A 12343-nucleotide genomic window follows, 5' to 3' on the forward strand; every position below is an offset into this window, starting at 1 on the left:
CACCCATTCGGGTGAGATCAGTGATGGCGATCTTGAAGCAGTAACGAAAGTAGTCCGTTCAACGAAAAGATCGCACAATAAGGTGACGTTAAGTTATAACTGCTTGTCAAAGGACACACTGCCATGACACGATTCTCCGCCGTCTACAAGCTGAATGATACCGAGTTTCCTGTCTCTGACGGAGACTTCAGCAGTCTTGAGATCCGTCGCAGTGAAAACGATGACAAGTTCTACTACTTCTTCGACACGAGGGTCAACCGTCTAATTACCGACTTCGTCCTTGACGACCGGCCACGGGTAGCGACCCTGTGCCAGGTAAATCTTATTAAGAAGGACGGCAAGTACTCCCCTCGGCTGCGCTTCTGGAAGAAGGATAAGTCGAACCCTCAGAGGAAGCCGCTCGAACACTCGGTGCCTGAAGACGAAGTCACAAAGATAATCAAAGCAACGGTTGACACGAGCGACGGCCACCAGAACATGTGGAAGCTGATTCACTTCCTGCAAAGCTTCGCCGAGGTGGACATCCCTGACGACAACTTTCGGGTAGTAACGGAAGGCGGCGCACAGCTCGCCGGACTGCTTGAATCCAGCGACAAGCAGACGGTGCTCGAAGCAGTTCGTATCGCGCTGGGTGGAGAGCTGACCGAAGAGGACTTACTACTCATCAGCAACCGCAAGGCCCAGCTTGCCGTGTTCGAGAAGCTACTGAACGATCCTGCGTTTTTTGAGGAGGAGCGTGCACGCAGGGGGAAGAAAGGGCCAGAAGCTGTCTGGCAAGACTTCTTCGAGGAGAACACCTGGATATTTGGCTATGGCCTTAAGCTGGTTGCATGTACGCCGCTTGACCCCGAAAAGTTGGAACGCGCCACATCTGGAGCGAATATATTTACGGGCGCGGGTAAGCGGGCCGACGCAGTCATGCGCTCTAAGGGGTACATCGGCAGTCTGCTGTTCTGTGAGATCAAGACTCACCTTAAGTCGCTACTGGAGAAGGTACCATACCGCCCGCCGGATGTGTATCAAGTTTCATCCGAGGTCAGCGGTGGGGTATCACAGGTCCAGAAGACCGCCAGTAAGGCGCTACTGGGTATCTCGCAGGTGTTGCACGATCTCTACGAAGACGACGGCACGCCAATGGGCATCCAGTTCTCTGCGATCCGCCCCCGACAAGTCCTTGTTATTGGAAGCCTTGACGAGTTCAAGACTGGCGGCGGAGTGAACCCTGAGAAGCTGTCCTCATTCGATCTTTTCAGACATTCCGTCCAGGACGTTGAGATCATCACCTTCGATGAGCTTTACGAGCGAGCCAGCTTTATCGTCCAGGACACGTAGGACTGTCATTCGGCCGCTCCAACGAGGAAGGCCTCGCTCGGACGATACCGAGCGGGGCGATGCTGGCCGATCTGACGATCAGTCGCGGCTTATGGGGTGTCCCCAGCGGTTACGGGTGAGCCTCTTGGTTGCTCCGCCCGCTTCATCCAGGCCATGAACGGGTTCGAAAGAAGTTCCCGGATGTGCTCGTAGCGCGAACGCCTAGGTCACCTCGACCTGGGCCTCTCGTCGTGTCCGGGCCGGGGTGGCCATCCACCACAATCGTGTCCATGACGGGAACGGTCTACGTGCGGTTCCAGGGGACGGTTCGGCATGAGCGCGGCTTTTCCCGGGCGCATTCTGGCTGTTCAACGGGCCGGCCCGGGACGGGCGGCTGACCGCCGAGCAGGAGCGGTTCCGCTAGCGTCGCGTTAACGCAGGTGATCAGGCCACGGTCTTGGTCTCCACCAAGATCTTGTCGATCTCGGTTATGGAGAGGATTCGGCGATCGCTGCCAGCGGTTCGCACTGGCTATTCAACGTTCAACTGCTGAGCCACTCAAGGAAGTCGGCTTCCCCGATCATCTCGATCTTGTGGCCACGGTCCAGCAGTGCCTGAGCTTTGCGGTGTTTGCTGCTGACGCTCATCCCCACGGCGAATCGAGACGGGTGCGCCATGCCCACCACAAGCACGTCGGTCTTCTTGGTGACTCCGGGTATCGCCTGTCCTCCGACGTCGGCGAGTCGCTGATGGGCCTCCGCGCGCGTCATCGTCGTCAGCGTTCCGGTGAAGCACACGTTCAGGCCATACAGCATCGAGTCGGGGCCGGCGTCGGGGTTGGCGGTAGGGATCTCCCGTCGCGTGGACGATTCGAGTCGTCGGGCGCCGGTCCAGGAGTCGCTGGTCTGCTGTCCGTAGCGGACCCGCAGGCCGTCCAGCAGATCGTCGATGGTGTCCGCCTGGTGAAGCCGCATGGCCGCAAGCATGACGTGGGCTGCGGCGTCCGCGTCAGCCTGCGCGTCGTGGTGCTCGCCCATCACAATGCCCGCGGCATCGGCGACAAAGGGCAGGCGATAGGTCAGCAATTGCCAAGTCAGGCGGGATACGACCAGGGTGCAGGCGTAGCGCAGCTCAGGCCACGGTACGGAGCTCGCCGTGCAGGCGTCGCGGATCACGCCCATGTCGAAGGCGGCGTTGTGGGCGACCAGCGTGCGGTCGCCAGCGAAGTCCATGATCTGTGTGAGTGCCTGCGGCCACTGCGGGGCGCGGTGAACCATCTCGGCGGTGATGCCGTGCAGGGACGTGTTGTACGGGTGGAAGCCACCTTCGCCCGGCGGCTGGATGTAGGTGGATAACCGGTCGGTGACCGCCCCGTCCTTCACCAGGGTCATGCCGACTGCGCAGGCGCTTCCTCGTGACCAGTTGGCGGTCTCGAAGTCGACTGCGACCCATTCTCTGCTCATGATCTCCTCATCTGCGGCCGGAGCGTCCACGACTCGGTCCCGGAGCACATACGCGTGGATGCTCTGGCGCGGTGGGCGGTCAACAGCCCATCGGGACACGTCGGTCGAGGGTTACGTCTGAGGATTCGATCGCAGGGAACCGTCGAGATGTCGCGTCCTTGCTCGGCTCGGGCCGGCCCAACCTTCACCACGACATCGGCGCGACTATGGACGCGCCCGGGTCCTGCTGGTGCTGCGGTGAAACGAACGGCGCGCCACGGCGATGGACACGTCATGGGCGAAGGTCATCCGCGTGGGCGGTGTCTTGAACACGTCCACGCGTAGGAGAGATGATGACCACCGAACCGCTGGAGCACAGCTCACTCGGCTTGCTGCCCACCCGAGCCGGCGATGACCGAACCATGATCGGACACGTGATCGTCTGCCGAGCTGGATCCGGTCAAGACGACGCCGTCGCGATCTGGCATCTCGACACCGAGGGCGTGAGGACCGGGGCATGGGTGAAGCCCGCCACAATGGCCTTGACCGAAGCCGAGACCGCTCGAAGCCTGCTCACGTTATGCAAGCAGAAGGCACTCCTGGCCTGGGACCCCGCCGAAGCGGCCAACACGCTACGGGCGCTGGAAGAGGTAGCGGGTGTTCCCCGCACTGACTGGAGCGCCTGCGCAGTCGCCCTCCCCGGTCTACTGGCAGAAGTCGCCGACATCCGGTCCGCGTACACCAAACGCGTCGCCGAGGAGAAGGCGACCAAGAAGAACATCGTCGACCTGGAGTGGGCGATCGACCTGCCAGACCCACTGCCGGCCACGGTCGAGCACTTCGAGCGCCTCACGGGACTCGGAGAACTCATCGCTCCCACGGTGGCAGCGACCGAAGCGCTTCGCATCGCCCGATTGGGCGGATGGGTAGTGCAGCGCTGGAGGGAAACCGCCGTCGCACTGGGCCGCGTCTACCTCCGCGCCACCTTCGGACAACCCACCGTGCTAGCACCCAAATGGGAGGCGCGCCTGGCTGACGCCTACGTCAGCCAGCGATGAGTCCCGGTCCAGGCGGCTCTGTCTTCGTCGAACCGTAGCCGCAGCCTGGCCGCTGCCCAGGAGCACAAGCGCTTGATCGCCAGCACCCTTCCAGGGTACGGGCATCACACGACTTTGCCGAGGCCCTGCCCAATCCATGCCATCACTTTCTGAGCGCCCTCTCAAGTATCGCCGTTGATCAACGGGCAGTAGCGATCTCGACACTGCTCGCGAGTTTTTCGACCAACTGTCCTGTGTGGTCTAACGTGGTCTCATGGGGGCTGGTAAGAACACCAGGATTGTGGGGGAACGACCGCCGCAACGGTTGGCCGTGCCGTCGTCCGCCGCACCGGATTCCTATTCGGTCGGCGAGATTCGACGGGCTGTCGGCAGCCTTCGCGCGCTTCGCCTCGCGCAGACCGAGCCTCCCGACGAGGAGTGGCCGCGAGGTATGGCGGCCGGGTTCGAGGCGTTCGTCCAACGCGACGATCGGATGCGGGCGCGGATCGCGGCGGGTCATGCGAAGCGGCGAAGGCTGCTGAAGCGAGCGGACGACCTGCCGTACACGGTGCAGGAAGACCTGTTCGCGCTGTCCACGCTGTCCAGCAAGGCGTTGGCGTCGATCACTCCGCAGGAACTGGGCATCACCACGTCGTACTACCCCGGCTCCTCACGAGCACAGCAGGAGAAGGTGCTCAGCGACGCCGAAGCGGTCATCGGGCTGATCAGGCTGCTGCTTTTCTGGGCCGCGCTGGGTGCCCGGAAGTACCCGGCCGCGCTGCGCGCGCTCCTGCTCTTGATCTTTGGTCCGCGGTTCGTGCCGCATCGTCCGACGTGGCCGGTCTCGAATGCGCCGCCGCCGCGGACGAGGCATCCACCAGGCCGACTTGTGCTCGCCGAGCCGCGTGTCGCCCGTGCGCCGGGCCGCCGTTGGTCCCTCGCCGCTGTTGTGCAGCGAGGGCCGCGTCGGGCTATGCGCGCTTGGGGGAGCGCTGTAATCACATAGCCCGTCGTGGCCTTCCCGCATCGGAAGGGCCACACCGTGGCAGACAAGAACATCAAACCCGTCTACCTGTCCGTGGGGGACGCGGCGGCACGCCTCTCTGTGTCCGAGGCGACGATCCGCCGTGCCGTCAGGTCCGGTGAACTCGCGCACGTCCGCATTGGGCGGGCCGTGCGGGTCGCCGTCACCGATCTCGACGCCTACGCCGCCGCGCGGCGTGTGGTTACCGAGGCCGGTGAGTCCCGATGACGGGCCACCGCAAGCAGGCCGGTACAGGACGCAAGCCGTGCCGGACACGGCGTGCGGTGACGGGCGTCCAAGCCGCCACCGAGGCGGGCCTGGAGGCGTATATCGAGCGGATCGTGCGCGCCGCACCGCCGTTCACCGCAAGCCAGCGTGCCCGGCTCGCGGCGATCCTCAACGGCGTCGCTCCCGCCGCCGGGCGTGCGAGCCGTAAGGCGGCCGACCACGAGGACGGCCGCGCATGACCCACTCCGAGGAGTCCAACGAACGAAAGAATAAAAGGACCGAACTGCCGCCCGCACCGCCCGCGGTGGACCCGGTGGTCTACCGCGGCGTGCTGGGCGAGCTGGTGTCGGCGGCCGACCCGACGACCGAGGCGGACCCGGTCGGGGTGCTGGTCTCGCTGATGGCCAACGTCAGCGCCCTCATCGGCGCCGGACCACACGTGCAGATCAGCAACGCCCGGCACCCGCTGATCGTCTGGCCACTGCTGTTCGGCCGCACCGGCGCTGGCCGCAAAGGCGACGCCACCGACACCGCCGACCGGCTCACCTTGGCCGCCGTGCCCGAAGCCGCGCATCTGTTCGTCAGCGGCCTGTCCTCCGGCGAAGGGCTGATCGAACGCATCCGCGACCCCCGCGACGAGAACGACCCGGGCGGCACCGAGGACAAGCGGCTCAGAATCCTCGAAGCCGAGTTCGGCTCCGTCATGGCCCGCGCCAAGCGGGAGGGCAACACCATCGGAGCGGTGGCACGCGAAGGCTGGTCGGGCAGGCCGTTGGCCGTGATGAACCGCCTCGCACTGCGCGCCTCGTCCTCGCACATCGCCATCATCGGCCACATCACGCCCCAGGAGTTCCGGCTCAGGATGGCTGCGACCGAGATGGCCGGCGGCACCTTCAACCGCTTCCTGCCCGTCTACGTCGAACGCTCCAAACGCATCCCGCGGCCCGAGGGAATCGCACCCGAACTCCTCTCGGAGCTGGGTGCCCGGCTGCGTGAGGCCATCGAGCGGGCCTCCCGTCACCGCAAGGTGGGCCTGGACGACGACACCGACGCCAGCCGATTGTGGGACGACGAGCTGTACGAGGAGCTGGGCTGCGCTGACGACGAGGACGGTGCCTGGACCGAGTTCGCCCGCCGGGCGCTGCCCTACTGCCGCCGCATCGCCGCCCTCTACGCCGTCCTGGACGACCGCTCCCACGTCGACGTGGGAGACCTTCAGGCGGCGGCGGGGCTGGTGCGCTACTCGATCGGCACCGCCAAATACGTCCTGGACCGGACCTTGTGCAACCCGAGGGTGGACACCCTGCGCCGGGCTCTGGACGGCGCAGGCCAGACCGGGTTGAGCCGCGCTGAGGTCTCCGGATTGTTCGGACGCAACCTGGCCAAGCAGGTACTCGACGAGCTGCTCCACGAGGTGATGGCGACCGGCGAGTACGTGGAGTTCCGGCACTCAGGAGTGCGTGGACGGCCCTCGATCCGGTACCGGCGTGCCACGCCTTAGCGGCCGGTCGATCGGCGAATTGTTTCGTTTCTTCGTCGCCTCGTAGCCCGCACCCCTCCGGTGGGAGGGGTTGAGGCGCCGCACCTCCCACCGGAGGCAAGATGTCCTCTCCGGCTAGCTGCGCTAGCCGGAGAGGAAGTGCCTGGTCACCGGCCGTGCAGACACCGGAGGTGCGGCCAGGGCGCGGGTAGGGTCGCGGGTGTGGGGCGCGGCGCGCTGGGGGGCGCGGCGAACGCCCCGACAGGTCGGGGGGCCTGATGCACGCGCACGACGACCACGCGCACCCCGGTGCGCACGACGCGGCGGCGGTACTGCCGGACACGGGGGACACCGACGGCGGGTTGCCGCCGTCTGTGGCGGGCCTGCTGGGCCCGACCGGGCGCCTGACACCGGTCAGGCACGGCCGCAAGCGGCAGGTGCTGATCCGGTTTACCGACGCCGAGTTGGCCGAGGTCGAGCAGCGCGCCGCGGCGTTGGCCGCGAGGTTTGGGGTTCCGGTGGACGTGGCGGCCTTCTGCCACCTGGCCGCCCGGTTCCCGCTCGACACCGGCACCGGCGTGGCCGACCGGGAACGGGCTCGGCTGTCACGCGGGGACGCACTGGACTTGGCAGCCGACCTGGCACAGGTACGGCGCATGGCCTACGGCGCGGGCACCAACCTCAACCAGCTCGCACGCGCGGCCAACAGCGGTCAAGTCGTGGGCCCGTCGGAGATCGCCGCCGCGCTGGAGCGCCACGAGCGGCAGGCAACCAGACTCGACGCCTGGCTGGACCTGCTGGACCCGCGCCGCCTGGTGCACCGCGCGCCCACCCGGCGGCGGGAGTGAGGCCGGGATGCTGCCCAAGCTGCTGCCGCGCCACCACGGGCTGGAGGGCACCCTCAAGTACCTGTTCGCCCCGATCGGCGAGCACACCGACCCGCACCTGGTGGCCGCGTGGGACACCAGCCTGCTGGAGTTCGACGACACCGTGCGGCCCGGCACAGTGGAGCGCCGTGAGCTGGTGCGCCAGCTGGACGCGCCGCGCCGACTGCGCGGCAAGCACGTCAAGGCCGGTCACGTGCTGCACGTTCCCATCTCCGTCCACGCCGAGGACGGGCTGCTGGGCGACACGGTGTGGCGCGGGCTCGCGGAGGAGTTCGTCGCCTGGCTCGGCTTGGATCGGTGCCGGTGGGTGGCGGTGCACCACGGCACCTCCCGCAACGACAACGACCACATCCACCTGGTGGTGCAACTGGTCGGCGAGGACGGCCGGGTCGCCCGGCTGGACCACAGCAAGCGCAAAGCGCGAGCGTGGGCACTGGAGGTCGAGCAGCGGCTGAACCTGGTGCACACCGGACGCTCGGGCACCGGCGCCCGGGAGCTGACCCGCGCCGAGTATGAACGCGCGCACCGCGACCACAAGGAACCCGAACCGCAGCGGCGCGTCCTGGAACGCAAGGTGCGGGCCGCGGCGGCCGGGGCCACGGACCCGGGCGAGTTTGTCGACAACCTCACCCGCGCTGGGGTCGAGATCGACCTCGTCACCGCCGAGGTCGGCCCGGACGGCCTGATGCCCGCCGGCCGGCGGGTCGTGGGCTACACCGTGGCGCTCACGCGCGAGGAACTGGCACGCGACAAGGTGCCCGCCGACGTCCCGGCGCTGCGGCTGTCCGGCGGGCAGCTCGCCCGCGACCTGGCCCTGGGCGAGGTGATCGACCGGTGGCGTGCCGCACGGCCGCCGCTGGGCCCGGACGGCGAACGCACACCGACACGTGAGTCGGCGCTGGTCGGTGCCCTCACCGCACCCGGCCAGTGGCGGGCGCAACCGGCGGACGGGCCCCTGCCGCGGTGGCGACGCCGGATGACCGAACAGGGCGTACACGAGGCACTGGACACCCTCGACGCCCTGGTCGACGAAGGCCTCGTCGCACCGCCCGCCAGCGCGGCCGCGCCCTCAGATCGGGCGGCACGGCTGCACCACGCGCTCGACCAGGCAGCCGGGCTGGCCACGGTCGTGGCAGTGCTGTGGCCAGCCGGCGGGGTCGACGAGCAGGGCCGCCCAGTGGGCGAGCACGCCCGCCGGGCCGCCGAGGACCTCGCGGCCGCCGCCCGCCTCACCCGACCCGCACCGACCCGCCGCCCGGTGCGCCGCCCGGACCCGCTGCTGCCCGAACTGGCGTCGGCCGCGCGCGTGGTCGCCCGCACCGCCGGCGACCCGGAACTGACGCTGCTGCTACTGATCCTGATCGTGCTCGCGGTACTGGTCATCGCCGTCAGCGCCTGGTTCGACGCCAGCGCCCCACGTGGCACACCCGACGCGCACGTGCACGACGCCACGACGCTGCTACGCCCCTACGAGGCTGACGCCCACGAGTTGCGTACACCCCGCGATCCGCCCGCACGCACCGGACCCGACCTGGAACGGCGTCCGGCCCCTGAACGGCACGCGGTCGAGGACGGCCATCGCCGGCTCGCCTCAATCCTGCCCCGACTCCGGCAGCGCCCGCCGACGCACACGAAGCCCCACCAGCCGCTGCCTGGCGGGCAGACCCGCTGATCCCGTCGGCATCGCTGTCGGATTCCAAAGTCGCCTGCATGTGTCGGTGCACCCTGGTGCGCACAGGTAAGTACGGGAAGACGTGCACAGTAGCGGCCAGGTGCAGACGGACGTCAAGTTCGTTGAGCTATGGACGCCAGCGGCCGTAGACGAGTGGATATCGCGGTCACACGTGGTTCGGTAGCGGTGGGCTGATGGGATGCGATCATTGGGTGTCGGTCCGTGGGCGTGGCGGCCGATGGGTTGAGGGGGTTGTCGTGATGGTCGGTCGGAGTCGCGCGTGGTGGGTGGCCGGCAGCGCACTGGTCGGCGGTGGTGTGGTGTGGGCGGTGCTGCGGTTCGGGGTGGCATGTGGGGCAGGTGACCTGGCCGATGAGCGGGCGATCCGTCGGAAGATGCGGGAGACGGTGGGTTGGGAGACGTCGAACCAGTCCCCTGCCACGGTCTGGGACAGGTTCTGGCGTAACAGCACGAGCGTGAGCAGCACCGATCGGTGCAGATCCAGCACCTTGGGACATCCCACCGGCCGGTCCGACGACGTCAGGACCTGGTGGATCCGGGCGACCAATTCCTAGATCTGAGCGTGGTCGAGCCCGGTCATAGACTGGTAGCGCGACAGCCCCGCCTCTTCGTGGTGGATCGTTTCTGTGAGAGGAAACCGGCCCTACCCAGGCGGGGCTGTTGCACTGTCACTCCAAGATCAACCTTCTAATGCCCTAGACTTCAGAATCATCACTTTTCTGTTTCCGCTCTGATTCGACGACACGCGTCATGCCGTCAATGGTGCCATCACCATCATCGCCACCCCTCCCCTTCACTCGCCGAATAACGGCCTTGACCGACGATTTGATTGATGAGGCAATCAAGTCGGATGCCACGCCAGCGCCAACGGAAACTGCAATAGTTAGGACCTCGGCCAGTCCGAATCCATGACCTTCCTTGTCGTCATCAAGGACCTTCACGAGCATGTCAGGGGTGTCAATAAGGGCATGATCTGGTTCGACTACGGGCCGCCCTCCTGAATCTACCTCCAAATGCAAGATGAAGTACTGGCGCTCAACGTCAGACACGCAAACCCCTTTGGAAATAGATCAACAACGGCAAAATATCGGAAAACCCCAGAGTGGGCATAAAACTAGATACAATTTTTCTTCTGAAATATGCGCGCCTGTTCCTTGATCCAGTCAACGCCCCGTTCTCTCAGGTCATGCTTTGCGTGAAATAGGAGGGAATCACCTGCAAGTCGCAGATTGTGCTCCTCGGCTGCTGCGGTCACTGTAGATGTCCGCGGCACGAGCAGAGCATCCCGGTCTCTAATCGGCGTGTCAATCCAGTCGGGTTCGTAGTCAGAAAGAACTGCGCCGACTATCCTATCGAGAGACAGATACAAAAACAACCAACGCACACTCATATAAGCTTGGTGTCGATGCCGACCTTTAAAGAACTCCGATGAGTCTAGTAACAGGTCGTACGCGAAGTTATCCGCTTCGAGTTCCAGTTCAATGCTAGGCCTCCGACCCTCATGATGAAGCATGTGTGCATACTCATGAGCGAGTAGAAAATGCGACTGGATCTGGCTGACTTCGCATGCCTGAAGGAACACCTCGCGGCTCGGCGTTCGCGGCACCGGAAGTGAGCTGTGATCAACATTCGGAAAGTACAATGAGAACACATAGGGCAACAAGAGCTCTATGACATTCTCGCCAGTGGCTAGAGTGTCTGCTCTTGTCGCTGGATCAAGGAGTCCCCTCGAAATCGTTAGCAAAATGAGGTTGACAGTTCTCAAATGCTCGCGAACAATCGCTGAAACTTCTATTCTGCGTGACCCAGGAAAGCTGTACGCGTAGATCTGAGGACGAATTACCGTCTGAACTGAAATTTTTTCGAGTCGCTCAGGTGAGGCTACACCAGCACCCTTAATTCTTTCCCTGAAATCGGTAATCCACCACGCATTAGGCAGGTCAAGATTTGCTGCCAGCAAGGACTTCGCACCTTCCAGGGAAGTCGCGCAAAGTGACTTGAATGCTTCTGCCTCTACGTCGATTCCCAGGACTACAGCCGATCGCAACAAGTAGTAATACGTGGCCAACTTCAATCGATGGGACTTCCATTCCTGCGCCTCGGGCGTTGCAGGAGTCATGAAGTCAAGCGCGGGACCGACGTAACCATCGATATCCCAGAAGGTGCCATTTGAGTCTTCATCCGACCCGAGCGCATCAGGGTAAACGGATAGATGGCGGTCCATCAGGGCGCCAACAAGCTCGACAGCTTGCTTGAATTCATTAATATGTATGACCGGAGAAGGTCGCTTACGATCCGTGCTTGGCTCTACATTGGCCCTGATATACTCCCAGTATGGGTTCTCTTTCAACTAGCAACCCCCTATAGTGCGACAAGCGATGGTGCCGGCGAGCTTCTCCTGCAAACACATATCGACCGAAGGTCACCCAGTGTTACCTACCGCCAGCTCCGGGTTACTTCGCTTGTCGCAGTGTGATGCTTCGTGTGATCTAGCCGGAAATCGCAGCGGTAGAATTTTTCATTAAGTAGGGGGTCCTGAGCGTTCGACACGCGAGGTCTGGAGGTTCGACACGCGCGGGTCAGCGGGGACGGAGGGTTGGGCGTCCCAGTTCTCGGCCAGGTCGGGGCGGCCGGTTCAGTAGCCAGTCTTGTTGGAGCGCTGATGCCGGCCCGCTTCCATTCGCATAGAGATGACGGGGTTTGGAACTTAATCAGCCGACAAGGATCGAATTGCGGCCACCTGAACGCTCGACGTTACGTATCTGCACAGGTGCGGCAGTCGAGCGCCCCGACCACCTCGGCAAGGCAAGCACCTGGCGCTCGTCCCAAGCCCTCCACGCTCATTACTCGCACCTGCGCCGATGCGGCCGGACGGCCGGCTGATCAACTGCTTGCCGTGCCACTCTCCCGGACCTACGCAAAGGAGGGGGCTTCCTGTCATCTCGTCGGCCTGGCGCAGCCCTACCGCGCGAGCTGGGGAGCCTGCGACATGCCGGCCCAACTGGCGGAGCGGTGCCAGGCTTGCAGGTTCCCCAGCTTGTGCGATAGCCCTTCGGGAGGTCGTCGGGGTGACAGGAACCCCCGGAACCACGCTGGAAGGCGAGTCTGCCGCTGGTCTTGGTCATCCTGTTGGTCTGCCGCGCGGCGAGCGCTGCTTTGATCTTTTGCGGGTTCCTCCGGGGGCCGCTGGCCGTGCCTCGCCGACGCCGGGACCGGTACACGTCTTCGGTCACGTGGGTGA

The 12343-nt window shown here is 64.8% G+C and carries 12 protein-coding genes; 8 read left to right on the forward strand and 4 right to left on the reverse strand.

All coding sequences use genetic code 11. From position 1 onward, the window contains the following. The first annotated feature begins 123 nt into the window (after positions 1-123). Entirely contained in the window at positions 124-1332 is a 1209-nt protein-coding gene (locus tag ALI22I_RS28425) for a Shedu immune nuclease family protein (RefSeq protein WP_077008596.1), read from the forward strand. A 521-nt stretch (positions 1333-1853) separates the two neighbouring features. Here ALI22I_RS28425 and ALI22I_RS28430 read toward each other — a convergent pair. Next, positions 1854-2804, reverse strand: coding sequence for an exonuclease domain-containing protein (locus ALI22I_RS28430; protein WP_143532469.1), 951 nt, complete (start codon positions 2802-2804; stop codon positions 1854-1856). A 299-nt stretch (positions 2805-3103) separates the two neighbouring features. Here ALI22I_RS28430 and ALI22I_RS28435 point away from each other — a divergent pair, with 299 nt between their 5' ends. From ALI22I_RS28435 to ALI22I_RS28465, 7 genes are all read left to right on the forward strand, one after another. Continuing rightward, on the forward strand, positions 3104-3811 hold the full coding sequence (locus ALI22I_RS28435) for a DUF6218 family protein (protein ID WP_077008597.1): 708 nt from the start codon (positions 3104-3106) through the stop codon (positions 3809-3811). 430 nt (positions 3812-4241) lie between these two features. Next, positions 4242-4796, forward strand: a complete 555-nt coding sequence (locus tag ALI22I_RS28440; RefSeq protein ID WP_077008598.1) for a hypothetical protein — start codon at positions 4242-4244, stop codon at positions 4794-4796. Between the two features lie 36 nt (positions 4797-4832). Further along, positions 4833-5042 (forward strand): helix-turn-helix domain-containing protein, encoded by a 210-nt coding sequence (locus ALI22I_RS28445; protein ID WP_238598610.1) that lies wholly within the window; start codon positions 4833-4835, stop codon positions 5040-5042. Positions 5043-5098: 56 nt separating this feature from the next. Next, positions 5099-5281: a hypothetical protein gene (locus tag ALI22I_RS28450; RefSeq protein ID WP_077008600.1), complete on the forward strand. Its 183-nt coding sequence runs from the start codon at positions 5099-5101 to the stop codon at positions 5279-5281. After that, positions 5278-6543, forward strand: coding sequence for a DUF3987 domain-containing protein (locus ALI22I_RS28455; protein ID WP_143532471.1), 1266 nt, complete (start codon positions 5278-5280; stop codon positions 6541-6543). Before ALI22I_RS28450 ends, ALI22I_RS28455 begins: the two co-directional genes overlap by 4 nt. A gap of 257 nt (positions 6544-6800) precedes the next feature. Continuing rightward, positions 6801-7370 carry a plasmid mobilization relaxosome protein MobC gene (gene mobC / locus ALI22I_RS28460; RefSeq protein ID WP_077008602.1) on the forward strand — a complete coding sequence of 190 codons (570 nt, stop codon included), beginning with the start codon at positions 6801-6803 and terminating at the stop codon, positions 7368-7370. A gap of 7 nt (positions 7371-7377) precedes the next feature. Next, the gene (locus ALI22I_RS28465; protein WP_077008603.1) at positions 7378-9081 is read left to right on the forward strand and encodes a relaxase/mobilization nuclease domain-containing protein; all 1704 of its coding nucleotides are present in this window, start codon (positions 7378-7380) and stop codon (positions 9079-9081) included. Between the two features lie 205 nt (positions 9082-9286). On the opposite strand, the gene ALI22I_RS55690 is transcribed toward ALI22I_RS28465, so the two are convergent. From ALI22I_RS55690 to ALI22I_RS49660, 3 genes are all read right to left on the reverse strand, one after another. Further along, the gene (locus ALI22I_RS55690) at positions 9287-9604 is read right to left on the reverse strand and encodes a transposase family protein (RefSeq protein WP_443216972.1); all 318 of its coding nucleotides are present in this window, start codon (positions 9602-9604) and stop codon (positions 9287-9289) included. A 193-nt stretch (positions 9605-9797) separates the two neighbouring features. Next, a complete protein-coding gene (locus tag ALI22I_RS49655; RefSeq protein WP_143532472.1) occupies positions 9798-10151 on the reverse strand; it encodes a hypothetical protein in 354 nt (117 codons plus the stop codon). A 65-nt stretch (positions 10152-10216) separates the two neighbouring features. Beyond that, a complete protein-coding gene (locus tag ALI22I_RS49660; protein WP_143532473.1) occupies positions 10217-11452 on the reverse strand; it encodes an ImmA/IrrE family metallo-endopeptidase in 1236 nt (411 codons plus the stop codon). Positions 11453-12343 lie beyond the last annotated feature (891 nt).

Origin of the sequence: Saccharothrix sp. ALI-22-I (assembly GCF_001984175.1) — a bacterium.
GTDB lineage: Bacteria > Actinomycetota > Actinomycetes > Mycobacteriales > Pseudonocardiaceae > Actinosynnema.